The sequence below is a fragment of the Alteromonas australica genome (assembly GCF_000730385.1).
Lineage (GTDB): Bacteria > Pseudomonadota > Gammaproteobacteria > Enterobacterales > Alteromonadaceae > Alteromonas > Alteromonas australica.
Map to the genome: position 1 here is coordinate 335,565 of NZ_CP008849.1, position 25,938 is coordinate 361,502.

At 44.3% G+C, this 25,938-nt stretch carries 28 protein-coding genes; 25 read left to right on the top strand and 3 right to left on the bottom strand.

What is annotated here, in order from left to right; translation table 11 throughout:
- Nucleotides 1-44: 44 nt before the first annotated feature.
- From EP13_RS01415 to EP13_RS01435, 5 genes are read left to right on the top strand one after another with little or no spacing between them, the layout of a single operon-like run.
- Nucleotides 45-437, top strand: coding sequence for a copper resistance CopC family protein (locus tag EP13_RS01415; protein WP_012516837.1), 393 nt, complete (start codon nt 45-47; stop codon nt 435-437).
- A gap of 8 nt (nt 438-445) precedes the next feature.
- Complete coding sequence (locus EP13_RS01420) at nt 446-1,360, top strand: copper resistance D family protein (protein WP_044055642.1); 915 nt, start codon at nt 446-448, stop codon at nt 1,358-1,360.
- An 11-nt stretch (nt 1,361-1,371) separates the two neighbouring features.
- Complete coding sequence (locus tag EP13_RS01425) at nt 1,372-1,851, top strand: YybH family protein (RefSeq protein WP_044055644.1); 480 nt, start codon at nt 1,372-1,374, stop codon at nt 1,849-1,851.
- Nucleotides 1,852-1,885: 34 nt separating this feature from the next.
- Complete coding sequence (locus EP13_RS01430; protein ID WP_044055646.1) at nt 1,886-2,368, top strand: nuclear transport factor 2 family protein; 483 nt, start codon at nt 1,886-1,888, stop codon at nt 2,366-2,368.
- A 35-nt stretch (nt 2,369-2,403) separates the two neighbouring features.
- Nucleotides 2,404-3,081 carry a heparan-alpha-glucosaminide N-acetyltransferase gene (locus tag EP13_RS01435; RefSeq protein WP_269746847.1) on the top strand — a complete coding sequence of 226 codons (678 nt, stop codon included), beginning with the start codon at nt 2,404-2,406 and terminating at the stop codon, nt 3,079-3,081.
- Nucleotides 3,082-3,345: 264 nt separating this feature from the next.
- Here EP13_RS01435 and EP13_RS19320 read toward each other — a convergent pair whose 3' ends face one another.
- The 3 genes from EP13_RS19320 to EP13_RS01445 all read right to left on the bottom strand — a co-directional run bounded on the left by EP13_RS19320 (nt 3,346) and on the right by EP13_RS01445 (nt 6,972).
- Nucleotides 3,346-4,449: a hypothetical protein gene (locus tag EP13_RS19320; RefSeq protein ID WP_231497905.1), complete on the bottom strand. Its 1,104-nt coding sequence runs from the start codon at nt 4,447-4,449 to the stop codon at nt 3,346-3,348.
- Nucleotides 4,450-4,485: 36 nt separating this feature from the next.
- On the bottom strand, nt 4,486-4,755 hold the full coding sequence (locus tag EP13_RS18835; RefSeq protein WP_052364237.1) for a hypothetical protein: 270 nt from the start codon (nt 4,753-4,755) through the stop codon (nt 4,486-4,488).
- A 99-nt stretch (nt 4,756-4,854) separates the two neighbouring features.
- A complete protein-coding gene (locus tag EP13_RS01445) occupies nt 4,855-6,972 on the bottom strand; it encodes an SDR family NAD(P)-dependent oxidoreductase (RefSeq protein WP_044055648.1) in 2,118 nt (705 codons plus the stop codon).
- A gap of 683 nt (nt 6,973-7,655) precedes the next feature.
- On the opposite strand from EP13_RS01445, the gene EP13_RS01450 reads away from it, so the two are divergent.
- From EP13_RS01450 to hypE, 20 genes are all read left to right on the top strand, one after another.
- The gene (locus EP13_RS01450) at nt 7,656-8,801 is read left to right on the top strand and encodes a porin (protein ID WP_197035967.1); all 1,146 of its coding nucleotides are present in this window, start codon (nt 7,656-7,658) and stop codon (nt 8,799-8,801) included.
- 8 nt (nt 8,802-8,809) lie between these two features.
- Nucleotides 8,810-9,334: a c-type cytochrome gene (locus tag EP13_RS01455; RefSeq protein WP_044055651.1), complete on the top strand. Its 525-nt coding sequence runs from the start codon at nt 8,810-8,812 to the stop codon at nt 9,332-9,334.
- 96 nt (nt 9,335-9,430) lie between these two features.
- Nucleotides 9,431-9,862 carry a hypothetical protein gene (locus EP13_RS01460; protein WP_012516848.1) on the top strand — a complete coding sequence of 144 codons (432 nt, stop codon included), beginning with the start codon at nt 9,431-9,433 and terminating at the stop codon, nt 9,860-9,862.
- A 72-nt stretch (nt 9,863-9,934) separates the two neighbouring features.
- Nucleotides 9,935-10,291 carry a hypothetical protein gene (locus EP13_RS01465; RefSeq protein WP_012516849.1) on the top strand — a complete coding sequence of 119 codons (357 nt, stop codon included), beginning with the start codon at nt 9,935-9,937 and terminating at the stop codon, nt 10,289-10,291.
- Nucleotides 10,292-10,319: 28 nt separating this feature from the next.
- Entirely contained in the window at nt 10,320-11,165 is an 846-nt protein-coding gene (locus EP13_RS19195; RefSeq protein ID WP_044055652.1) for a hypothetical protein, read from the top strand.
- Nucleotides 11,162-13,096, top strand: a complete 1,935-nt coding sequence (locus tag EP13_RS01475; protein WP_044055653.1) for a 2Fe-2S iron-sulfur cluster-binding protein — start codon at nt 11,162-11,164, stop codon at nt 13,094-13,096. Before EP13_RS19195 ends, EP13_RS01475 begins: the two co-directional genes overlap by 4 nt.
- Nucleotides 13,096-13,854, top strand: coding sequence for a hypothetical protein (locus EP13_RS01480; RefSeq protein WP_044055654.1), 759 nt, complete (start codon nt 13,096-13,098; stop codon nt 13,852-13,854). The genes EP13_RS01475 and EP13_RS01480 overlap by 1 nt, the downstream gene beginning before the upstream one ends.
- A complete protein-coding gene (locus EP13_RS01485) occupies nt 13,851-14,645 on the top strand; it encodes a cytochrome c3 family protein (RefSeq protein ID WP_044055655.1) in 795 nt (264 codons plus the stop codon). The genes EP13_RS01480 and EP13_RS01485 overlap by 4 nt, the downstream gene beginning before the upstream one ends.
- A gap of 12 nt (nt 14,646-14,657) precedes the next feature.
- Nucleotides 14,658-15,881, top strand: coding sequence for a hypothetical protein (locus EP13_RS01490; RefSeq protein WP_044055656.1), 1,224 nt, complete (start codon nt 14,658-14,660; stop codon nt 15,879-15,881).
- A gap of 14 nt (nt 15,882-15,895) precedes the next feature.
- Entirely contained in the window at nt 15,896-16,450 is a 555-nt protein-coding gene (locus EP13_RS01495; protein WP_044055658.1) for a HyaD/HybD family hydrogenase maturation endopeptidase, read from the top strand.
- Nucleotides 16,447-16,881, top strand: a complete 435-nt coding sequence (locus EP13_RS01500; protein ID WP_006991848.1) for a hydrogenase expression/formation C-terminal domain-containing protein — start codon at nt 16,447-16,449, stop codon at nt 16,879-16,881. The genes EP13_RS01495 and EP13_RS01500 overlap by 4 nt, the downstream gene beginning before the upstream one ends.
- Before the next feature lies 1 nt (nt 16,882).
- Nucleotides 16,883-17,881 (top strand): hydrogenase small subunit, encoded by a 999-nt coding sequence (locus tag EP13_RS01505; RefSeq protein WP_044055661.1) that lies wholly within the window; start codon nt 16,883-16,885, stop codon nt 17,879-17,881.
- A 17-nt stretch (nt 17,882-17,898) separates the two neighbouring features.
- Nucleotides 17,899-19,776: a nickel-dependent hydrogenase large subunit gene (locus EP13_RS01510; RefSeq protein WP_044055662.1), complete on the top strand. Its 1,878-nt coding sequence runs from the start codon at nt 17,899-17,901 to the stop codon at nt 19,774-19,776.
- Between the two features lie 18 nt (nt 19,777-19,794).
- Nucleotides 19,795-20,010, top strand: a complete 216-nt coding sequence (locus EP13_RS01515; RefSeq protein WP_012516859.1) for a hypothetical protein — start codon at nt 19,795-19,797, stop codon at nt 20,008-20,010.
- On the top strand, nt 20,010-20,237 hold the full coding sequence (locus EP13_RS01520; protein ID WP_012516860.1) for a HypC/HybG/HupF family hydrogenase formation chaperone: 228 nt from the start codon (nt 20,010-20,012) through the stop codon (nt 20,235-20,237). Before EP13_RS01515 ends, EP13_RS01520 begins: the two co-directional genes overlap by 1 nt.
- Complete coding sequence (locus tag EP13_RS01525; RefSeq protein ID WP_012516861.1) at nt 20,230-20,616, top strand: hydrogenase maturation nickel metallochaperone HypA/HybF; 387 nt, start codon at nt 20,230-20,232, stop codon at nt 20,614-20,616. The genes EP13_RS01520 and EP13_RS01525 overlap by 8 nt, the downstream gene beginning before the upstream one ends.
- Nucleotides 20,606-21,352 carry a hydrogenase nickel incorporation protein HypB gene (gene hypB / locus EP13_RS01530; RefSeq protein ID WP_020742696.1) on the top strand — a complete coding sequence of 249 codons (747 nt, stop codon included), beginning with the start codon at nt 20,606-20,608 and terminating at the stop codon, nt 21,350-21,352. The genes EP13_RS01525 and hypB overlap by 11 nt, the downstream gene beginning before the upstream one ends.
- Before the next feature lie 6 nt (nt 21,353-21,358).
- On the top strand, nt 21,359-22,492 hold the full coding sequence (gene hypD, locus EP13_RS01535) for a hydrogenase formation protein HypD (RefSeq protein ID WP_012516863.1): 1,134 nt from the start codon (nt 21,359-21,361) through the stop codon (nt 22,490-22,492).
- Nucleotides 22,492-24,798 (top strand): carbamoyltransferase HypF, encoded by a 2,307-nt coding sequence (gene hypF, locus EP13_RS01540; RefSeq protein WP_044055665.1) that lies wholly within the window; start codon nt 22,492-22,494, stop codon nt 24,796-24,798. The genes hypD and hypF overlap by 1 nt, the downstream gene beginning before the upstream one ends.
- A complete protein-coding gene (hypE, locus tag EP13_RS01545) occupies nt 24,798-25,850 on the top strand; it encodes a hydrogenase expression/formation protein HypE (protein WP_052364238.1) in 1,053 nt (350 codons plus the stop codon). Before hypF ends, hypE begins: the two co-directional genes overlap by 1 nt.
- Nucleotides 25,851-25,938 lie beyond the last annotated feature (88 nt).

Here is a 25,938-nt window from a genome sequence, read left to right on the forward strand (position 1 = left end):
GCATTTGTGTTATCTATAACCCATCAAGTCTAAGGAGACTTCAAATGAAACTAATCTTTTCAATGCTCATGGTAGCCTTAAGTTTTTCTACTTTTGCTCACACAACACTTAAGACATCTACGCCTAAGGATAATGCAATGTTGATGTCATCTCCACCTGAACTATCATTGGTTTTTACCAAGCCTGTAAGGTTGGCTAGAGTAACGTTGCAATCAAAAAGTGGGGAAACCATTCCGTTTGAGTTTAAGCCAAGTACGGAACTCGCTAGTGCCTTTAGTTACGAATTACCCGGATTACCAGTAGATACATACACTGTCAATTGGATGTTGCTAGGTCAGGACGGTCACAAAATGGAAGGGGCTTTTAGTTTTATGGTGCATGCTTCAATGATGAAACATAACGATAAAAAGCACGACAGCACGCACGGCAACCATTAGAGGACGCTATGGACATTTGGCAGTTGGGGTTGTTGATTTCAAAGTTTGGTGTTTATCTCGGCGTATCAGCGCTGCTTGGTGGTGGTTGGATTTTGTGCATTACCAATACTGATATTGACACCAAATTTACTTTACCCGCAAGCTTACAAACAACGGTAACAAGGCACATGTGTTTGTTTGCGGTCATTGGCATCATTTTTAGTGCTTTTGACTTTTTGTTTCAGGTTGGGCAGCTCGCTCAATCTGGATACGCTGGTATGTTTGACCCCATTATGCGAGAGATGGTCGCGCATTCAACGCTCGGAGATGTTGCAAAAAGTCGACTAGTGCTGTTCGCAAGTGCGCTACTATATTTAACCTATTTAGGTCATTCAATTAGAAAAAACGCCCTTATTTCAAGTCTCTCTCTTGGAATTTTCATTGTTATTGCGTTGGCAGGGTTCGGGTATACATTTACGTTAACTGGGCATACTCAACAGTTACAACCTAGTTTTAAATTTATCCTGGCTGCTCATGCCGTTATTGCACTCGCGTGGGTGGGTTCACTCTGGCCTCTTTCAAGGACGTGCGTAGAGCTTTCTACCCCCAATTTGCACCATGTCATGACAAAATTTGGGAAATCGGCGATGTACCCCATTGGGGGGCTAATTATTGCTGGTTTATTACTGGCTTGGCAACTTGTGCGTTCTGTTAGCAGTTTGCTCGACACAAACTACGGCTTTGTATTGCTTATTAAGCTGTTGTTTGTTGGTGCTATCTTTCTAATCGCGTTGTTACACAAACTGAGATTGGTTCCTCAGCTTTTAACCGGCATAACCAGTCCTAGAACGCTTCAAAAATCAATCCAAATCGAACTTTGTATAGGGATATTTATTTTAATGGTGACGGTGGTGTTAAGTACCGTCGTAGGCCCCAATTATTGAAGAAAAACAAAATGAAAAAAATCTATTTGTTGTCAATCATACTCTTTCCTTTGCTGTTAACTAACAGTGTTAATGCTCATGATAAAACGCATAACGACACCAGTAATAGTCCTATGTACACAGGGCTAGACTCCGACGCAGGAATAATAGCAAAACAATTCCACAAAGCACTCTCCGAGGCTAATGCAGAGACAGTCATGAGCTTACTTGCCGATGATGTCCTTATTTTGGAAGGGAGCAGAATTGAGCGCAGTGCCGACGAATATCGTGCACATCATTTGCAAGCAGACATGCAATTTTCATCTGCTGTAACCACGAAGACGATTGAGCATCATGTTCGTGTGCATGGAAATACAGCTGTCTCCATTTCAAGAAGTCACACTTCTGGAAACTATAATGGTCGAGATATTGATAGGACAGGCAATGAAACGCTCTTTTTAACGCTGATCAATGGACAGTGGAAAATCAGTCATATTCATTGGTCTCACTAACTCCCCACCAAACTAAAATAAAAAGGTCAAAACGATGAAACTTTTCTATGCAAGCTGCGTTGCTATTTTTTTAGCCACATCACCATACATTTATGCGTCTGAGCAAACGAACGACGAAATCGAGATACTAGAAATGATCCAAGATATTGAAAAGGGGTGGGAGTCTGGCAACGGTATGCCGTTCTATCAACATTATCTTGGCCAGGTAGGTGCGCGTTACATTGAGTCAGGCGGTCAGAATAAAGGGTTAGAGGATTTGGTCAAAAATCATGTAGTGCCGGAAAAAGAGGTATTGAAACGATTGACCATTGATATACTAGATATCGAAACAAACGTTGAAGGAGACTTCGCTTGGGCAGTTACGACAGTAAATGTTTCAGGAGAAGTGCGCAAAACCGGCGCAGTTTTTGATAAAAAAGGATTTCAAACCTATTTGTTTCGCCGAACTGATGAAGGATGGAAGGTCATTCATTCTCATTCATCCACCCGTGATAACAAGCCACATAAGCACCATTAAAAACATTTAATTCCGTGCAAAATCGCAATATCACATTGGATGCAATACGAACGTTAGCCATTGTGTTGATGGTTGTATTCCATTTTGCTTACGACCTTCGTTTCTTTGGTTGGGTTGATTGGAATGTCCCCAATGGAAAAGGGTGGAGGGAGTTTCGGTATGTAATATTGACGCTCTTCTTCGTGAGTGTAGGCGCGTCGCTCGTGCTCGGGAATTATCGAAAATTTAGTCTAAAAATGTTTTTACTGCGGCTGTTTTCCATAGCGTTCTGGGCCGCGGTAATATCGCTTTTTACGTATTATTTTTTTAATGCAAACTGGATATTCTTTGGCGTATTGCATTTTATTGCTGTAGCGAGTGTTTTGTGTGTTCCGTTGATTAGAAAACCCATATTGTCGCTGTTGTTGGGTTTTGTTGCGGTCACGTTGTTTAACATTGGCCTAGTATCCAGTAAATGGCCATTTAATCTGATCAGTTTGTCACTACCTCATTCTCCAAACGATTACGTTGCAATTTTTCCATGGATAGGTGTTGTATTGTTTGGTATCGCGATAGGGCACGTTTTGAAAAGCGGATTTGATCCGTTTGCAAAATGGAATATTCCGAATAAGTTGACTCTTCTCGGACGGCATAGTTTAGCAGTTTACATATTGCATCAACCTATCTTTTTTGTGCTGTTTGGTACTATCTATTGGTTGAGCTCATCGGTGTAACTATACACCTTCTTTTACTTTGCCATAAATCACCTTCAGTAACTAATATCCGCTATGCTGCTGCAGACATAAAATTACGATTAGATGTGCACATTTTTTTGGAGGAGAGTCAAGGCAGCAGAGTAATGCTTAATAAACGCATATGCGCTTGCGCGCAAATGCATGTGTCGATATACTCTTGTTATCAACGCTAATGTGTTTACAGTAACGCAAGATTAATTCGGAGAAAATTGTGCTTTTAGTGCCAACAAACCCAGACTATCGTTAATACTCGAACAGTTTTGGCCGTTCTTCTTTGAAATTGGTGTATTTTGACCACAAAGAGCTACATTCTTTTGACTCTATTACGTCAGTTATTTGTCTTACAGTAGCCATATCGTTTTCTACCAGCAATGCAGACACTTGTGATAATATTTCGTCTTTAGCGGGTTTTTCTTCAAAAATTTCGTGAAGTTTCAAACATCCCCTGATAAAAACCAAGCTGTCTACCATGCAGATTACGCGAAAAATGAAACGCGGTAACCGCTCTGGTGTTTTGTATTCGCTTCGTTCTTCGTTTAACCAAAAGAGTAAATTCTGCTCAAAAGCTACAAGGTTTTCATTGATCCGTTGTGTTGCATCGACATTCAATATACCAAACCGCGACATTTCAGCCTCATAAAACGCAAGATCTAGTAATGCTTCGTAATACAGCATTTTAGCATCTTCTAGCTTGTTTTTGACTTTTTCAAACCGTGAAATTGCGTGCTCTTGAATTGAAATCACTTCTCTTAATATGCTTGGATCACACCGAACCGTTGCTGTTTCATCAATTGAAGTAAGCGTTAAGTCGTTAAAAAACCGATCGTAACCACCTTCCACTAAGAACCGGCGAAGATATATGGAGACCGCTAGATTTTTAAATATCAGCCCATTTTGTGTTTCTGTTTCTCCCATTAGATTTTCAAATGCTGTTTCTGCATGTTGAACCTTGTCTAAATTTAATTGCTCAAGACGCCTTACTTCTTCCTTATGATCTTGAGTGAGGCGAACAATATCGTTTTCGTGCCTCTCAGTCAGTGAATTAATTTGCCGCTGCGTGTTCATTTGTAGTTCGATCAGTTCACGATCCGTTGCTTCTCTCAAGGCAACTAAGTCGCTCTCAGCTTCATCTTCAACTGCCTTCGTTCGCGAACTTTGAACATGGTTGATCCAAGCAATTGCCGCTGAAATCATGGCGACCAACAGCGAAATGAGTGCCAGCGCCATTGTTGCAAGGTTTCGACTGGTTTCATTTGTGAAATCTCTAGACGCGAGTAGTGTTTCAGATTTAGTTGATTTGTGCAGTTGATTTAAATGAGGTTGCAGTTGCATTCGAATGTCTTGCATGTTGAGAACCTGCAACGACTGCTTTACCTGCTCTAACTATTGAGCACTCCACTCACGTAACTCTGCGTCAGAAGCCTCTGAAATTTTCTTATACGCGTCATCAATTTGTTGCTCAATCCGAGCCAGTCGCCTGTTCACTTCTGAACTCAAAAGGGTGGCATTTTCCAGCAAAATCAAGTCGCGATTAATTTCATCCATTTGTGCTTTAAGACCAGTTAATCCTCTGTAAAAATCGCCATGCTCACGATCATTTGGATGTGCGAGCGAAGATGACATCACAAGAAACAAACATATCCATCTTTTCATAAACTATTTCCTTGTTACAAGAAACTACAATGCCAATTCAATATGGGTAGAGCATACGTTCAGAATATCAAAATCGTCACAGCAATGACTAAAAAACTTTTAGTCAGGGCGCAGAAGAGAACTTATAAACAGACCAGTAGGATCGTATTGTTGTTTTAATAATTTCAAACGAGCTGTGTGTTGGCCGTAGTAAAGAGCAAGTGGCGACCCATTCCCCATGTCATAGTTTTGGTAAGAATGACCATTAAAAAACGGTGATAGCAAATCGAAAGATTTATTTACCCAATCGATAACTTCAGTATCGTCACGTTCAAATTGAGTGATCCCTGTGATACTACAGACGAAGGAAGCGTTGCGGTGAATAAATGCCGAACCGTCAGCGTTTACATCCTGAATAGCGCCACAAAGCGGGTCTAGCATAAATCCACCTGAATTTACCGGACAAGCACGGTAACATGATAAAAGTGTTTCAATGAATTCGTCTGATAGCTCACCTTCAATTATGCCATTGCGCCAATACAAGTTCAGATCACTATCGTAGTTATTGGATTGGCATTCAACGTATTGCGAACGCCTACTTAACAATTCGGCACCGTCTTGCCATTTGGCTACAGATTCCAAACCGTGCACCGAGTCCTCACTAAACCCCATTATCGAAATTCGTGCTTTATCGTGCGTAGATCGCGAGAGATATGCATATAGAAAAACCGATCTGTTATCACTGAGCACTATTTCGCTATATTGCCTAAGAATAGATCGTGCGTGACATAACGGCCACTCGAGTATTCGGCCATCAATATTTTGGGGGGCATCGTGTAATTTAAACGTGATATCGGTCACAACGCCAAATTGACCATGGCCACACCCTTTTAATGCCCAAAATAACTCCGCGTGTTGGGATTCGGTCACTTGTTTTACTTTACCGTCAGCAGTTATCAATCCAAACGCGAGTACATTGTCGCAACTCAAACCAAGCTTTCTGGACAAAAAACCGATCCCCCCTCCCAATGTTGCGCCGACAACACCAACATCGGGACAGGTACCCAAAGGAACCACTTTATTGTGTTGCGCTAGAAAATGGTCCAATTCACTATTTTTGACGCCTGCGCCGACGTTTACTGAGCTCTTATCAACATTCAGTACAGTTGTTTTAAACATCGACATATCAATTACAATTGCATTGTTAAGGACCGACATGCCACTTACACCATGCCCTTGACCCTTAATTGTAATGGATAAGCGCAACTGCTTTGCACATTTGACAATGTGTATAATATCGGTCTTTGTCTTAGGTTGAATAATTACTAACGGAAAACGCGAAACACCTTGATTGAATACTTTCCTGTTTTCTTCATATTCTGCACTACCCGGTGACCAGAATGCGCCGCCAACAAGACTTGCCAGTTCTACCAGGCTTGTTTCAGTAGCACGCGTGTCAATTGAATCTGTTTTTGTCTGTTTTGCAGGTGAAACTTCAACAATACTCTCTAGTAAATTCCAACTACGACTTCCAAAAGTGTTTGGCGTGACATCGCTCAGCAATTGTCGCAGATATTGTGCAACTAATCGGGGAGGTAAAAGCTTGTTTGCCGAAAACATACTGCGCATTAACTCCGATGCAGGCAAAGCTCGATTTGAGGCTTGCCTTATCGTTTCCTGCATCTTCGTGTCGACGTTTCCAGGAACCACAGTTGTAAAAACAGCAATATCGTTATCGACTTCAAGTTGAAAACACTGGCACAGCATATTTAATGATGCTTTGCTCACACAATAAGCTGAGGCGCCAGCAACGGGTTGTACTGGCAAATCACTGGTTAAAAACATCACGCGGCTATGACTAAATTTTTTTAAGCATATCTGCGTTAAAAGGCGAGGTACTTCGACATTTATCCATTGGGTTGCCTCCCACTCATCAGGGGCGACGTTGCTAATATCTCCAAATGGCATGACAACACCTGCGCAATGGATCAGGTAGCTAAAGTGAGTATGCTGATTGACAACGTTTTGAAGGCTTTTAATACAATCCCTATTAGTGAAATCGATACACTCGATTCTGACCCTATCCCCATAAGACCTTTTAAGCTGTTGTAAAGTTTCTGGATTTCTACAAAGTGCTACGATCTGTATAAAAGGGTAGGAGAGTAGAAGCTCTTTTGTAAGCGCAAGTCCTATACCAGAGCTAGCGCCTGATATTAGTGCTGTCTGTTGATACAACATCTTAAAAGCCTATTTCGTAGAAGAGTGAAAGCTCACTTATATGTTTGATAGCTTCAGCATAAGTAAAGTCCTTGAATGGATAAATAAGTTAATGATTTGATTACAGAAATGTAATCAAACTGTAATCGATTCGTTGTGATGCTTTGATCTGAATCAAGTACATTTAAAATGAAATCACTACGATTAAATACATAAACATTTAAGGGTAAGGTTCAGTGACTCGGTTCTCGTTAGTAAACATTTGGATAGCACTACTGCTGGTCAACACGATATCGGTGAGTGTCCATGCTACGCGTGACATCGGATTTCATGAACATGCATCGACGGTGTTTATCAATGGTGAACGTGCACACGATGATGAGCAAAAAGAGTCTTTCACACCTTGTTATTGCCCAGACTGTTTTTATACGGACAATTCGTCTTCCAACGCACCGCTTGCCATTCTTGAAGCACACTCCTGTTTTTTAATTGAGGCGCAAGAGGATAAAAATCACAGAGATCGTTATCAGGTGCTCAAAAGACCTGTTCCGCCAAATCACCCGCCTCCCATAGAGTTTTTTGTTACTTCGTAAGCGCACTTAACAACACAGTGCCAAATAAGTAAATCAACCCAGTTAGTGGGTAAGAAAAAACAATTTAAAAAGAGAAATATTATGCGATTACATAAAGGAGTGTTGCATGCAATGATTTTTGTGGCCGGTATGATCACATCGTCACCATTGCTTGCATCTGAGACCACCGACCGGTTTGTCTTTGTGGGATACGGTGACGTTAAATATGAAAGTGCAGATGTAGCCGACACCGATGCTTTTTCGGCCAGGTTTATTCCCATTTTTTTATTCAGCTTAAATGACAAAATGCATGTCGAAGCAGAACTCGAGTTTGGATTGGGCGAAAACGGGGAGACCGAAACCGAGCTCGAATACGCTGACATCTATTATTTCCTGAACGACAACACAACATTAACTGCCGGAAAATTCCTTTTACCATTTGGGCAGTTTAGTGCCAACTGGCACCCTAGTTGGATTAATAGAAGTATATGGACCCCCGGCGTCTATGGCGCCCATGGCTCGAGCCAAGCAATGGATCCATTGTTACCTATTCTTAGTGACGTAGGCGTAGCTGCACAGCAAGTCTATCAAGTCGGCTCGGCCAAGGTGTTTGTGGATGTTTTCATGACAAACGGTCCGCGCTCTGAAGCTGCTCATGACGAAGAAGAGATTGAGGATGATCATGATGATCTAATAGCTCGCTTTTTCGCACCCTCTGCTGCAGCTGATCCTGATTCGGAAGAAGATGGTCATGGTGAGGCGTTCCCGGAAGTGGAATTTGAAGCGACGAGCTCTGACAACAATAGCAATAAAGCGTTTGGTGGCCGCCTGGCTATTGCCTTACTACCTTCAATCGAGATTGGAACGTCATATTATCAAGGTGCCTACGACGAACAAGGACAACTAGATATCACAGCCAATGGGTTTGATATCAACTTTATTAGTACTCACGCCATCATCAGAGGCGAGTATATTAAAACTGAAACGGACTCATTTGTTGAGCGAGATCATGTGCAAACTATTGACTCATTTTCACGCAATGGATGGTTTTTACAAGGTACTTTCTTCGTTGGGCACGCTTTTCAATCCCTAGGTAGTACTGAATTGGTCCTTGAATATGCTGAAACCAATAAAATTGAAGAAGCGGAGCGCTGGATGGTAGGTGTCAACTATTGGTTGGACCCTCGTTCAGTTATTAAGGTGGGCTATGAAGATACAGACGTAGTTGAAGGTCCTGATGATACACGGTTTGCTGTGCAATTCAGCTATGGATTCTAGGGGATATCATGAACAAGAAATTAATTATATGTGCACTAATCACATTTATTTCGTTACCGAACTTGGCAGACGATGAAACCACACTTTCTGGCGCAGAGTTAATTAATAACAACTGTGCGCGTTGTCATAACAGTAGGCCTGTGCGTGAGTTTTCTATCAGTGAGTGGAGAGTGATCATGCCACACATGCGCGAAAAAGCGCATTTAACCGGCAGCGAAGTAAAAGCCATTCTTGAATTCATGGAAATAGCTTCTAGTCCTGCTCAACCGGTAGAGGTGACTCTGGCTAAATCATTAACAGTCAATCCACGTGACGTACTCACTCGATATGGTTGTCAGGGGTGTCATCAAGTGCAAGGCGCAGGCGGAACACTCGGTCCATCGCTGGATAATGTTATTAGCGAAAAAGGCAGGGCATTCTTTTTGCGCAAAGTTAAGGAGCCTCAATTTAATAACTCGTCGTCCGCAATGCCGAAAATGCCGATTACAGATGATGAGCTTGAAGCTTTAGCTGAGTTTTTATCGTCCATATAGCCTATTGACCTGAGTCTAAGACATTAGATTAAGGTGACAAGACGTAAACTTTAAACCTAAAACGCTCAACTGAGCATAATCAAAGGAAACAATCTTATGAAAAAGCTTACTTCACTATTACTGGCCAGTGCTTTAGTCGTTGCGCCAATAGCGACTTCTTTTGCATATCAACAGACTGACAAATCTGATATGCCGATGATGGATGGTCAGATGATGCAAAAGATGCAGACGCATATGGAAGAAATGCGCGCAGTATTGGATGCCGTTAAGAGTGAATCGGATCCGGAGAAGCGCGAAGCCATGTTGCATGAGCATGCCCAAAAGATGCAAGACATGATGGGCATGATGGAAGGAAGCGACTCGATGGGGATGAAAGCGGGAAAAGGAATGAAACACAAACACACTGATATGTCCACCGAAGACAAAATGAAAATGATGGAACAGCGTATGTCGATGATGGAAGACATGATGAGCCAAATGATGGGGCACACCGCTGAAAAGTCTAAACCAATACATAAACACAAATAGAGCTAATCACCACGTTACGAGGCAGGAGGTGACCTGCTGTCTCGCTTATTTCAATAATCACAGGAATTTTACATGAATAAATTAATTAAGTTTTTTTCAATTGTAGTCTTGTCAGTTGGACTCCTCGGAGGATGCGCAAGCCAGGTTTATCACGACTACATCATGAGTGGGCAAGTTGTTACAGTCGATGATAAGCAAGCAGTGGTATGTGTATCTGATACGGATGGTTTGAAGGAACATCAAGTTTTTAATGTCTATAGAACTGTCTACGACCCTACAGCAATCTCAGAAGGTGAAAACAGCTATTCACGAGAGTTCGTTGGGAAAATTCGTCTTGGAAAAACTAAGGATAAGCACTTCGCGGAAGCTATTGTGCTGGATGGCGAAATTACGCGTTATGACATGGTCGAGTTTGACCGTGGTTTTTGATTAATATTTTAATTAGGAGTATGCCGTTGTGAATAATAGAGTTTATCACCAACCCTACCGTATAGCGGTTATTGTGACGCTGGTATTAGTGAGTGTCTTATTCACAACCGCGTGCTCAGCAGTACCACAAAGTACTGAGCCAGACAAAAAAACCAATTCATCAGAAACTAAAGAAACTCAGCCTGAGTTAAACGTTGATGACTTCGCTAAAATCCAAACCGCTTTGCACTCGTTAGACAATTCATTAGCGACCCAGCCAAAAAGCAATGAGAGTGTAAATCCGAGTGATACCAGTGTTTCACTCAATACATCATCAATGCCACTTTCAGCAACAAACACAATGAAAATGGGAAAGAGTAAGAATAAAGGCATGATGCCAATGCGCGGGAAATCGTGCATGGGAATGATGTGCAAAATGATGATGAAAAACAGCTCAATGATGGGTACACCACCTGAACAAAATAAAACACAGATATCTGGTTCTCCATTAAATGAAAGCTTACCCGGTGTCAGTGGAGCGCTGCATTTATACCACGTTGGAGAGCAAGCTTTTTTCTTAAACCACAAAGAGACACTCGAATTGACCGATGGTCAGTACCAAACGCTTCTCACGATCCGAACTGAATGGGAGTCTACTCAACAAAGCTTTACGCTGCAGCGAAGTGCGTTAGAAGCATCGTTGTGGGAATTGACCGCTCAGGGGCTACCTCAATACGACAATATCAAAGACACCATTGCTGAAATAGAAGCCACAAACAGCGCCTTGCGGTTGCAGTTTATTACATCGGTAGGGAAAGCGGTATCAGTATTAACGCCCTCTCAGATCGCTAAGATAAATAGCCTGTGGATGGCCGAACAAACAGGTGAGTTATGAGCATGTGGTGGCCACACACATCATTTTTTCTGCGTTACGCCGTCATTTTGAACGTTATGCTGTTATTCGCAACGACGAGCAGTTACGCACAGCAACAGCCAGAGGATAGTGAGCATGCGAGCCACCATCCTGAAGCTACCAATGATCCCACTGTCAACGCTAATACGGATGTTTTGCCGACTGCTACACAAGGTAAAGGACCGCTGGGCAATGCTGGCGCCATGATGGGACCCGGTATGGCAAAAGGCATGGATAAAATGATGGAGAAAATGGGTGCACCCAAACCTAAAGATCTCTATCCCACGCTAATGCGCATGCATTCAGCTACACCCGAACAAAGAGAGACTGTTCTGATTAAAGCAACCGCAAGAATGCAACAAGGAAGTGAGCAACTTGCTACAGGTTTTGATTGGCTTGCCCGCGCAGCTGCCACTGATGACTATTCCCAAATGCAAATGGCTGTTGAAACAGTTAAAGAGGGTATAGCCCATTTTGACAGTGGTCTTGCTGCGAAACGTGCCATACAAGACGGGCAAGAACCACGAAGAGTGGCATTAACCTGGTTCAAGTCACAAATGAATTTGCTTCCCAGTGCGCCGGAAAAAGGTACTTCAACCCTATTTGGTATGACACCGTTTCACAGCGCAGTGATGCTCGTTTTACTCATATTTACAATTGTTATGGTGTATGTGTATGGATTTAAGATGCGCAGAGCTGCCGCGCTGCTCGAAGAGCTTAAGTCTACTGACACCGCAAGCACATCTGCGCCAACGACAAAAGTTTCCTCTGTTGTCGAATCTAATCCGGCTGCCCAGCAGCATGCTTCGGCACCTGCGCAAAGTAGCGAGCCAGCATTGTCATCCACTGCCTCATCGCGCAAGGGCACGTTTAGTGGCGATATGGTAGTAACCGCGATTTTTAATGAAACCCATGATGTTAAAACGTTACGTCTAGCCAGCCCAGATGGACAAACCATTCCATTTGATTTCGAACCAGGTCAATTTGTCACGTTCACACTGAACATCGATGGTTTTGAAAAGCCAGTTAAGCGCTCATACACCATTGCATCATCGCCCACTGAACAGTATTACTTTGAAGTTACGATAAAGCGAGAGGAGTTCGGTGTGGTTTCTCGTTATATGCATGACGCGGTTGAGGTAGGAAATACGCTTTCAATTAAAGCCCCCGGCGGTAAATTTTATTTCAATGGTCATGGTTCAAACAGCGTGGTGTTGATTTCTGGGGGAGTGGGGATCACACCGATGATGAGCGCTGTCCGCTACTTAACGACGACGTGCTGGGACGGTGATATTTATTTTCTGTTTTGTACGCGAACGTCCAACGACTTTATTTTTGAACAGGAATTAAAATATCTGCAAGCACGTCATCCTCGGTTAAAAGTACTGGTCAGTATGACTCAAGCAGAGGGTACATCCTGGATGGGGCCCCAAGGCCGCTTCTCATCCGCAATGATAAACGAATTTGTGCCAGATATTGCCTCAAAAACTGCGCATATTTGTGGGCCTCCTGCAATGATGGATGCTACGAAAAAAATGCTAGCCGAATTGGGTATGCCTAACACGCATATTAAAACCGAAGCGTTTGGGGCTGCTAAACCAGAGCCCGCTCCCGTTAAACCTCAATTAGCCACTAACACCAACGCAGGCGACAACAGACAAGTACGGTTTAGTCTTTCAGACGTCGAAGCCCACGCGGGTCCGGATGAGACCGTATTAGACGTCGCTGATGGACTCGATGTAGATATAGAGAATTCATGCAGAGCGGGTTCGTGCGGGAGTTGTAAGGTGAAACTGCTACGTGGTGACGTCGATATGGAGGTTGATGATGGGCTGGAACCTGAAGATAAGCTCAGTGGGTATATTCTGGCGTGCCAAGCTATCCCTAAATCTGATGTGGAGGTTGAGGCTTAATGAATTCTCAAGAGCGCACAATTGTAAGCAGCTTGGTTGTCCTAATGATCCTGCTATGGCTAGGTTTTGTATGGCATAGAGACCCAGCATTCCCAGGCAGTTTTATTGGATTTGGCGTGGGTTTAAGCGCTTCGGTATTAATGCTTATCCCATTGGTATACATGATCATTAAGCGTAACAAATCACTTAAGAAAGTCGTGACGAAGCACATCGCTATGCCAACGCTCCTGCGTATACATATCTATGCTGGTGTGCTGGGGCCTATTCTAGCGCTGATCCATAGCGCCCATCGTTTTGATAGTGCTACCGGAGTTTCGCTTGTTATCTTTATGATGGTCGTTGTGATCAGTGGGTTTGTGGGTCGATATGTACTCGGTCTTATTTCATCGAATTTGAAAGAGAAAAAGCGCCAAGTAAATGAACTCCACGTTGCGCTTTCTAACGCAAAACAGGCGTTGAAAGACGCAGTCTGTGATGTCAGATATTCGACGTTTGCCCAAACATCCGCACGACATATTCCTTACATCACGTTAAATGTGCCTACTTCAGCACAAAGTAAATTGTTCAAACAAGAAAGCCAGGTTCTTTCCATCATTGATACAATTTCCGATGTTGAGTACAGCATTCTCATTCATGACACCGCGAAGGTGTGGTTTGCTCGCTGGTTAAAATTTCACATCGTGATTTCAATGACACTTTATGTAGTCCTGTTTTTTCACATTTTCAGTGCAGTTTACTTTGGACTGCGCTGGTTATGATGAAATGGATAATAATCGTTCTTGGCTTAGTTGCTGCTGGCTTTGGCGTCAGTCATTTCATTCATATGCCTGAAGATAGCGCACAAATTCCATGGGAAAAAATGGTTGAACCCGGTTCACTCAATAAAGCACATGCCTTTCTCGCGGATGACTGTTTGAGTTGTCACACACCGGTGAAGGGCGTTGAGCGTGACAAATGTGTGGCGTGTCATGCAAATGATACGCATATCGTTGCGCGTCAACCCACTGCATTTCATACCGACATCAAAGAATGTGCAAGTTGCCATGTAGAGCACAAAGGTGAATCGGCCAACATTTCGCTCATGAGCCATATAGCGTTAGTCGACATTGGTTTCAATATGCTCCCCAACCCAAATGTCCCGTTTGACGAGGGCGCTGCCACCATGGCGTTTTTGGAGAACATACTAGCGAATAAACAGACTCCTGATCCCTTGTTTGTGCACCCTGAGGTCAGTGATAAAGAAGCCTTATTAAATTGTACGCAATGTCACAGCAACGATGATCGCCATTTAGGTCTATTTGGAGAGGATTGCGTGCAGTGTCACAGCACAGACAAATGGTCACTGCCAAAGTTTATTCACCCGTCGAGTCAATCACGTGATTGCAATCAATGTCATGAAGCGCCGCCCAGTCACTATATGCAGCATTTTAAAATGATTTCCGCCAAAGTGGCAGGCGAGCCTAAAGCTAAAGTTGAGGAATGCTATGCCTGTCATCAATCTACGTCCTGGAACGATATTAAGCGTGCCGGATGGTATAAACACCATTAAGGGGTACAAACTGTGATCACAAATTCCATTGCGCTCGCAACCTCGGTGCTGATCGCAATAGTATTGTTTCTGCCTCGCTTACGACAATCTGTCCAATGGCGGGCAACAGTCACACCGTTGGCTTCCATTATTGGTAGCGGCTTTTTGATCATTGCACCACTGCTGCATTCGGTAATGGGGAAATGGGCACTGCTTGGAATAGCGTTGTTGTCCATTCTGGCATATGCGCTGGGGTCGGTTATTCGCTTCAATATACGCCATGCAGAACCTGAGCTAGCTAGCAATCAACAAAGCAGTATTGTGACGCTTGAAAAAGCAAGTCAATGGGCGCTTGGTGCGGCATATGCCATTTCCGTGGCGTTTTATATTAGTTTGTTTGCAGCGTTTGTTTTTGATCGTTTATCAATCTCTGATACGACGTACATCAAACTGTTTACCAGTGGGTTGCTTGTCATCATTATGGTGGTCGCTTGGCTCCGTGGTGCTAGGGGGCTAGAGACCATTGAGCTATTCGCCGTGACAATAAAGTTGGCTATTATAGTAGGTGTGCTCGCAGCGCTGGCAACCTACGACATACAAGTACAAAGTGCTTGGTTTCAACATGAAGCGATACAGGCATTGAGCCATTTTGAAACGGTTAGCATGCTCGCAGGCATGCTCATGGTAACGCAAGGGTTCGAGACAACCCGTTTTATGGGGAATAACTACACGCCAGAACAGCGCATTAAAGCGAGTCGTTATGCTCAGTGGATCGCTATTTTTCTCTATGTTGTTTTTATCGGTCTAACGTGTCCTATTTTTCTGGATTTTCCGATCACGGGATTAAACGAAACAACGATTAGTTACACCCTAGGGCAAGCAATATGGGTATTGCCGATTTTATTACTGGTTGCCGCCACGGCAAGTCAATTAAGTGCAGCATTAGCCGATACTATCGGTGGCGGAGGCCTCTTAAAAGAGCTTTTCCATTTACCTATCTCCCCGCAATTTTACTACGTTTTAGTCATCGCCATCGCAGGTATATTAGTTTGGTCATCCAACGTATTTGAAATTATTAATCTCGCTTCAAAAGGGTTTGCACTTTATTACCTGATCCAAACAATAATCGCGGTCAAACTCGTGATGCGTCAAAGCACAGGTCAACGCATTAGGTCAACAAAATTACTTGGTCTATCGGTGATCGTTCTCTGTTTATTCTTTGTGATTGGCTGGTCAATTCCAGCACCTCATAGCTAATAAGGAAAATACCGATGCTATCAGTAGAAACTACACCACCAATTGACCAAATCAAAAACGCGGCTAAGCGCTACGCTATCATTGGTGTTGGAAATCTATTGCAGCGAGATGATGGCGTTGGTGTGCACGCGGTTCGTGCTATGCAACCCCTGCTAAAGTCTTATTCAAATGTATCTTGCATTGACGCTGGGACACTGAGCTATGAACTTTTGGAGTGGGTCGCGAGTTCCGATCATACGATAGTCATCGACGCGGCCTACATGCGCTGTTCGCCTGGTACGGTGAGAGTGTTTGAGGACGAGGCAATTGCGGATCAGTTTAAGCAAGCGACGACCCATTCCGTTCACCAGATCACGTTACGCGATACATTGTTGACCAGCCAAACGTTATATTCTAAACCTTCTGCGGTGACGTTAATTGGCGTAGAGCCTGAGGCGATAGAGTGGGGAACCTCTTTGAGTCCAAAGGTAAATGCAGCGTTATCATCGATCATCGATATCGTATTTGCTTGCTTATCAAGCGATGACGTTCAGGCCTATAAACCGGCAACCCAAAAGGAGGCACGATGACCGAAGAACTCATTTTTATGACATCCAATGCTGAAAAAACGGGCAACGTAATGCCGCTTTTGCATCAGATACGTCATGCGTTGTCTCAGTTAATTGAACGACAAGAACAAACCACGATTGATCTGCGACGATTGCCTTTAAGCGCTAGCGAAGAAGCGCAGTTAGAAGCCTTTCTTGGGCATGGAGAGGTTAAAGCTGATATTCAGGCGCTGGGTGATACGGTGCTAATCGAATCACGCTACGCAGGCGTTTGGCTTGAAATTCACTATAACGAAGATGTGGAGATCATGGGCAAATACGTTCATATCTGTACCTGTCCACCAATCATAAAATCTCAGCCAGAAGATATGGTGTTATCGCTCAGTAATATAGTGTCTGACATCCATTCGTTGTCTCATCAATCTTCTGATGAAACGGCTAAGGAGGATTGAAATGGCGCTACCAACATTAAACAAGCAGTTACAAGCGTCCGGTATCTCAAGACGCACATTTCTTAAGTTTTGCGCTACAACGGCGTCTTTACTGGCATTGCCGCAAAGCGCTGTTGCCGATTTGGCGACTGCCCTTGGCAATGCGAGAAGACCCTCTGTGATTTGGCTGCCCTTTCAAGAGTGCACAGGGTGTACCGAAGCAATATTACGCTCTCATGCTCCCACATTGGAAAGCCTTATTTTCGATCATATTTCGTTGGACTATCAGCATACGATAATGGCTGCTGCGGGAGAGCAAGCTGAAGACGCTAGGCGTGCGGCGATGAAGGCGCACAAAGGGCAATATTTGTTGTTGGTTGATGGTTCGGTTCCGATGGGTAACCCAGGATACTCAACGATCAGTGGCATGAGTAATGTCGATATGTTGCGTGAATCGGCAAAAGACGCTGCGGGTATTATTGCCATCGGTACCTGCGCGTCTTTTGGCGGGATCCCTAAAGCAAACCCAAATCCGACGGGGGCAGTGGCAGTAAGCGACATTATTACAGACAAGCCAATCGTAAACATTTCAGGCTGTCCGCCACTGCCTATCGCGATTACAGCTGTGTTGGTTCATTACCTGACGTTTAAGCGTTTCCCTGATCTCGACGAATTACAACGCCCACTCGCTTTTTTTGGTGAAAGCATCCATGACAGATGTTATCGACGCCCATTTTTTGAACAACGTAAATTTGCAAAATCGTTTGATGATGAGGGGGCAAAAAATGGGTGGTGTTTGTTCGAACTTGGTTGTAAAGGGCCCGAAACCTTTAACGCATGTGCAACGGTTAAATGGAATCAAGGCACGAGTTTTCCTATCGAATCTGGTCATCCGTGTCTTGGTTGCTCTGAGCCCGATTTCTGGGATAAAAGCAGCTTTTACCAAGCCTTGGGTCCATGGGAGTGGTACAAATCAAAACCCGGCAAAGGTGCACAGAAGCATGCTGGGAAAAACTCATAAGATAATAGGCAAGGCTCATGGAAAATACAGCAAGTAACAACCGGTTAGTCGTCGATCCTATCACTCGAATTGAAGGGCATCTTCGAATAGAAGCTGAAATGGATGGGAATACCATCAAACAGGCGTTCTCATCAGGCACATCTGTTCGGGGAATTGAACTGATTTTACAAGGCAGAGATCCGCGTGACGCTTGGGCTTTTGCGCAACGTATCTGTGGCGTCTGCACGCTGGTGCATGGTATGGCATCGGTGCGTGCTGTCGAAGATGCAATTAGAAAAGCTTGGCGGTCAAACGCAAAATTAGGGGTTGCCATTGGAAAGCCCTCCATGACATCTATGCCAAAAGGACCGATGCAACATGGTAAAAAAGGGCACCGACAGTCACGTACTTCAATAGGCGTACTGAGTGAAGCAGAAATGGCTATCCCTCAAAATGCACAACTGATAAGAAACATCATGATTGCAACCCAATATGTGCATGATCACGTGATGCATTTTTATCACTTGCATGCCCTAGATTGGGTTGACGTTGTTTCTGCACTAGATGCAGATCCAACGAGAACCGCTGCGCTCGCCGGTCAATTGAGTGATTATCCTCGTTCATCGCCGGGATATTTCAAAGATATGAAGCAAAAAGTCAAAACGCTGGTTGAGTCTGGACAGCTAGGGATATTCAGTAACGCGTATTGGGGGCATCCTGGCTATAAACTGCCACCTGAAGTTAACTTGATGGCATTAGCACATTATTTAGATGCGCTAACGTGGCAGCGTGAAGTTGTAAAAGTTCACACCATATTTGGAGGGAAAAACCCTCATCCTAATTTTGTCGTTGGCGGCGTGCCTTCACCGATTAATCTCAATGCGTCAACGGGTATTAACACGAGTCGATTAGTGCAACTACAAGATGCTATCACGCAAATGAAGAGCTTTGTCGATCAGGTGTATTACCCCGATATTGTGGCGATTGCGGGTTATTACAAAGAGTGGGGGACACGAGGGGAAGGGCTGGGTAACTTTCTTACCTATGGAGACTTACCCATGACATCAATGGATGACCCTGATTCTTTCTTGTTTCCACGAGGTGCAATACTTGGTCGAGACTTGAGTAAAGTGCATGACCTTGATCTAGATGATCCCTCTGAAATTCAAGAATTCGTCTCTTCCTCCTGGTATCGATATAGTGGAGGGAACGCAAGTGGTTTACACCCTTTTAATGGACAAACAACACTCGAGTATACTGGTCCGAAACCGCCTTACAAGCACCTAAATGTAGGGGCTGAATATTCATGGTTGAAAAGTCCGCGTTGGAAAGGCCATGCGATGGAGGTGGGACCGCTGGCTCGCGTGCTAATGATGTATGCTAAAAAAGATGCCGCTGCGCAAGACATCGTTAATCGATCTCTTTCTATCTTGGATTTAGAGACCTCTGCACTTTTCTCCACACTCGGTAGGACGCTCGCCAGAGCAGTGGAAACAAAAATTGTGGTTAACCAGCTACAGTCTTGGTATGACCAACTATTGGATAATATCGCAAAGGGCGATACCGATACGTTTAACCCTCTGTATTTTGACCCTACCAATTGGCCAATTAAAGGCCAGGGGGTAGGCGTGATGGAAGCGCCTCGTGGCGCGTTGGGGCATTGGTTGGTCATGCAAAATGGCAAAATTGAGAATTACCAATGTGTCGTGCCTACGACATGGAACGCTGGACCTCGAGATCCCAACTCACAGGCAGGTGCTTATGAAGCCGCTCTGCAAGATAAACATACGCTACATGATCCTGACCAACCTTTAGAGATTTTGCGAACACTTCATAGTTTTGACCCCTGCTTAGCATGTGCCGTGCACGTAATGGACGAAACAGGGGAAGAGCGTTTGCGTCTAAAAGTTCGTTAACCTTACTTGAGGAATATTATGAAAATCAAAAATAGTATTAGAAAGTCAGTTACTTCTTTAATTGCCTTTTTTTATCTGGTGGTAGGTTCACCCGTTAGTTATGCGCACCCGGGTCATCAAGGCGATCATTCACTACTTTTGGGATCGCTGGTGTCAACAATCGTGCTTGTCACCGTTGCGCTGTTTATTTATCGAGCTAGAGCAAGTAGGCCCTATCAACGGGTAAAACAGTAATGTGTCTCGCTATCCCCATGAAAGTCATTGCAATTAAAGGCTTTAACGCAACGTGTGAAGCGAAAGGTGTCTCTCGCGAGGTGAGTTTACATTTAGTGCAAGGGCTAGAGGTCAAAGTTGGCGACTATGTGATGGTACATGTTGGTTATGCTCTCCAAGTGATCACCTATGATGAAGCGCAGGTGACATGGGAGATGCTCGATCAGGTCATTGCTTACGATGCATGAAATTAGTCTTTGCTATAGCTTGCTTGACACAGTCGCTGTTCACCAGCGAGCAAACATGAATAAGTCTGTCAGTCTGGTTCACGTCAAAGTCGGCCCACTGTCAGGTGTTGAGCCTGACTTGCTGCACCATGCGTTCTTGGCGTGTAGAACTCACACCATTGGCGATCAGGCAACGCTTAGAATTGACACAAGCGCTATCAAGATACGCTGTAAATTGTGTGGCGAATTCAGCCGAGTTTCGGTGAATAGCATCCTATGTGCAAGTTGCGGTGCTTGGCAAACCGACCTCATTGAGGGCGATGAATTTATATTGCAACGAATAGAGTTTATCGCACCTGACAATTTTACAGAATCAAAGGAGAGAAAACATGTGCGGTAACTGTGGTTGCGAAACGCAAGTAAAATCAGAGAAAACTGACAAGCCATCAGCAAATATCGTTGAGGTTCACGCAAATTTAAAAAGCAACAATGACAGCCAAGCGATAGCAAACCGTGCTTTATTTGACGCACATAATGTACTAGTGATTAATTTGATGTCATCCCCAGGCAGTGGAAAAACCCGGCTACTCGAAGAAACGATACGTGCGCTTAAGTCGCAATACGCGATGGCGGTGATTGAAGGCGACCTCGAAACTGAAAATGACGCAAATAGAATTAGACGTCATGGTGTGCAGGCGGAGCAAATCGCCACGGGCCAAGGGTGTCACTTGGACGCCAGTATGGTGCAAAAGGTACTTGGAAGATTTAGCTTACAAAAACTAGACGTTTTGTTTATAGAGAATGTTGGCAATTTGATTTGTCCAGCGTGTTTTGATTTAGGACAGCACTTAAACATTATTTTGCTGTCCGTGCCAGAAGGTGATGATAAGCCTGAAAAGTACCCAGTGATGTTTCGTGCCGCGGACGTCATGCTTATTTCTAAGACCGATTACTTGCAATTTCACGATGAATTCAATGTACCCCGCGCGATTGAATCATTTCGTAAAGTGGGCAACGATGCGCCCGTTCTCGAAGTGTCTTCATTGAAAAGTCAACATCTAGAGCGTTGGTTTTCTTATTTTACGCACGCCATTACAGCTCATCAGTCTCAGTCGTTACAAAATAGCGGAGTCTAAAGTCTTATGTACAGTGTTGAATCGTTGCTAAGAGACATTAAGAATACCTCGCTTTCAAAACCGTTTCGTATTCTTAATGTTTGCGGTGGCCATGAGCGTGCGATTACGCGCGCTGGATTTAGAACGTTGTTTCAGCACAATATTCATCTGATACCTGGGCCAGGGTGCCCCGTTTGTATTTGCCCCGAAGAGGATATTGCATACGCGATACACTTAGCCATTAACGAAAATGTCGTTATCGTTAGTTTTGGTGACATGCTCCGCGTCCCAGTCGAACACGAAATGGGTGGCTGTAGCTCATTGATAGACGCAAAAAATCAAGGGGCCGATATCCGTCCGATATCTTCTCCTCAAGAAGCGGTATCTATAGCATTGGAAGAACCTCGTAAGGTTATTGTGTTTTTTGCTGTTGGTTTTGAAACGACTATGGCACCGATTGCAGCAACACTGCTTAATGATTTACCCAATAACTTTAAAGTTTTATTGTCTGGACGACTTACTTGGCCAGCAGTTGCCCATGTGCTTGAGAGTCAACCGAATACTTTTGATGCACTGATTGCGCCAGGCCACGTTGCGACAATTATGGGTAGTGAAGAATGGCAGTTTGCAATCGACCATCATAATTTGCCTGTCAGTATTGCTGGTTTTCATCCAGAAAGTTTGCTGTTGTCGCTCCAAACGCTGCTCGGTAATTGTTCAAATAAAGTCGTCACACTGAGTAACCGCTATCCCGAAGTGGTAAAGCAAAACGGCAATGCAGCAGCTAAAGCAATAATCAATAAAGCGTTCACTATCGTTGACGCACATTGGCGAGGAATTGGTGTTATTCCTGGTTCTGGATTTTCCTTTGCTTCGAGACTATCGCACCTAGACGCCACAAACGATTATGCGCCAGTCGATTTCCCTTCGCAATGTGCGCAAAACGTTCCTGAAACCACATCGCCCTGTGAAAAAGTGATCCTCGGAAAAATGGCACCTGATGCGTGCCCGTTTTTTGGTCAGGAATGCAAACCAGCATCCCCTAAAGGCGCATGTATGGTGTCTGATGAGGGGGCTTGCCGAATTTGGTATAGCTCTGGTGAGCGCTCGATAACAAATGTTATCAAAAAGGGGAATACGCTAAAGGTGGAGATGAAGTGATGACAACTGCCCGCACATATGTTGCCAATACGAATAAGAGTAAAACTATCGCCTATGAGTTGAACATTACTGGAGTCATCCAGGGGGTTGGGTTCAGACCGTTAGTTTACTGCTTAGCGTATGAAAAAAGTATTGTTGGTTGGGTACAAAACGACTGTGGATGTGTGCGAATACACGCTGAAGGCACTGAGCTAGACGTTGAACAATTTGTATTCGACTTACTGAACAATGGGTCGCTAGTTTCCATATCCTTGCTGGAAAAGAAGCAGGTTAAACTGAGTAATGTAGACTCGTTCACGATAAAAGAAAGCGGTCATGATATAGCGTGCGGGGCGATATCAATCCCCAAAGATGTCTATTTGTGTGGAGCGTGTAAAGCTGAGTTACTGTCAAATACTAACCGGCGTGGCACTTATAGCTTTATCGCTTGCAGTGAATGTGGTCCACGATTTTCTATGCTGCGAGCAATGCCATACGACAGAAAGAACATGAGTATGTCAGCATTTCCAATGTGTGAGTTATGTCGTAAAGAATATCAATCGCCAACTGATAGGCGCTTTCATGCTCAACCAATAAGCTGTCGCGTATGCGGGCCTGAAGTATTTTGTTCAACTGTCGGCGGGCGCGTGGTCTCGCAAGGCGATGTTGATGTTGTAGCAACGGTTGTCGCGTATTTGAATCAAGGCAAAATTGTCGCGTTAAAAAGTATAGGCGGTTATCACTTGCTCTGTGACGCACAAAGCACTGAAGCGGTAGACCTTTTACGCCAGCGTAAAAATAGACCAGATAAACCTTTCGCGGTCATGCTCCCAGAGCCTCGTGCAGACGAAACAAGTGAGGATTGGTTAGATAAATGCGTTGCTGTAGACAGTCATCAAAGAGCGCTCTTACTAAGCCCCGTGCGACCCATTTTACTTGCAAAAAAGCAATCGAATGTACCCATTGCGGATAACGTAGCGCCCATGCTTCGTGATTTGGGGGTGATGTTGCCGTGCAGCGGACTGCATTTACTCATTATGCAGCAATTCAATCGCCCCATGGTGGCTACGTCAGGAAATATGTACGGTGAACCGATGGTCACATCGACGTCATCTGCACAGCAACACCTTACGATGGTGGCAGACATCTTCGTGCACCATAATCGAGACATTTTTCACAAACTGGATGATTCTGTGCTGCGAACGCTTAAGTCAGGCACCATTCCAATTCGCCTGGGGCGGGGTATAAGTCCGATAGAATTATCATTGCCATATACCGTGCAGGAACCAATGCTTGCTGTTGGCGCGAATCAGAAAAATACAGTCGCAATAGCTTTGAACAATCGACTTATCGTAACACCGCATATTGGCGACCTCGATTCTCCGATAATGCAAGCGCACTTTGAAAAATGTATCAGTGACTTTCAAGCTCTCTATCATGTTCATCCACAGCGTATTCTTTGCGATAGCCATCCTGGCTATATCAGTTCCCGTTGGGCCAAAGGCAGCGAACTACCGACTACTAAAGTTTTACATCACCACGCTCACGCATCAGCGTGGGCATTAGCTGCTGAAATATCGACACCAAGCTTAGTTTTCGTGTGGGATGGAACGGGATTAGGCGAGAATGGCGAGATGTGGGGAGGGGAAGTTTTTTGGGGGACGCCGGGCAATTGGAAACGCGTTGCCTCATTAGCGCCTATGAAGTTGCAAGGCGGCAACAAGGTTCCAAATCAACCATGGCGAAGTGCAGCATCACTAGTGTGGGGTACTAATTTCACCGGCATTGATTTTAAACCATTTGATCCACAACAATTAAGCTACAACGCATGGCAAAACGAACTCAATTGTCATGTTAGTAGTTCAATGGGAAGACTGTTCGACGCGGCGGCATTTGCCTGCTGTGAACAGAGCGAAGTCTCTTATGAAGGGCAGGCGCCCATGATGTTGGAAAGCGTTGCGTCGACGCCCTCTAAGGTTATGCCGTTATCGTTGGTCCAGAAAAACGACGAATTTATTCAAATGGATTGGCGAACACTGGTACCGGAACTATTTGATTTCAAAGTGTCTCCTCAAACTCGTGCTGCAAATTTCCACGCTTCGTTAATTGAAACGGTATGGGAGGTGACCCTACATTGCCGTAAAAAGTTTAATTTTGATCACATTGGATTGGCAGGAGGCGTCTTCCAAAATCGCATTTTGTGTGACGGAATATCACAACGGTTTTTACAATCAGACATTCCTGTGGTTATTCCAAGTAGTTTGCCATTAAACGATGCCGCCATAAGCGTTGGGCAAATCCACGAATACTGTTCACGGAGGTCATAATGAAAAGCGCAGAGGGCAATAATCATCCATCATCAGAGCCGTTGGGCACGGAATCTATTCAATTAGCTCAGGGGAACGGCGGAACACTGACAAAAAGGCTCATTGATCATGTTTTTAAAAATAAAGCGAACAAAGATCTAGATCTGCTTCATGATGCCGCCACAGTAACTTTTGATGGTCCTTATCTGAGTATAACAACGGATAGCTTCGTTGTATCCCCCCCAACATTTCCAGGCGGCAATGTAGGCGCGTTGAGTGTTTACGGTACCGTCAATGATCTAGCAGTCGTTGGGGCAACACCACGGTACATCAGTACTGCATTTATTATTGAAGAAGGCTTTTCCCTTTCAACATTGAAACAAATCGTTAATGGAATGCATCAAGCTGCCGCAGAAACGAAGGTCGCCATTGTAACAGGTGATACGAAAGTTGTCCCGAAAGGCAGTGGTGGCGGCGTTTATATCAATACAACGGGTGTTGGAGACAGCCAAGATGCGCCGATTTGGGATACCAGTCTTATAAAGGCAGGCGATCATGTACTGGTTAGTGGTTCTGTAGGTGATCACGGTGCGTGTGTCCTGCTTGCTCGCGAGGACTATGGTTTGCAAGGTCAGCTAAAGTCTGATTGTGGAAGCGTTGTTCCTCTTATTGATCCAATCAAGCATTTGGAAGGTGTTCGTTTTGTGCGTGACCCAACTCGTGGAGGGTTGTCAGTATTACTCCATGACGTTGCTAATGAAACAGGCTTCGATATCGAGTTAATTGAAAATAATATTCCGGTGCGACCTGAAGTGGCAAGCGTGTGTGAAATATTAGGCTTTGATCCGTTTGTTTTAGCGTGTGAGGGACGCATTGTTGCTGTTGTTGCCCCTGACATAAGCGGTAAGGTGCTAGAACACTGGCGGAGCATTCGAAACGGGGAGCAGGCCGAACACATTGGTGTAATAGTAAAAAACACCGAATCAAAAGGGCGCGTGACCATTGTTACGCCAATGGGAGGAAGACGTTTCATGAATGAACTCGAAGATGAGCCGCTTCCAAGGATCTGCTGAAAGAATAGGTGTTGACCTGTGAGCAACACATAGGTTTACCCTAGTAACGTGAGAGTAGAACATAGGATTAAAGGCGTGCTTAACCGCA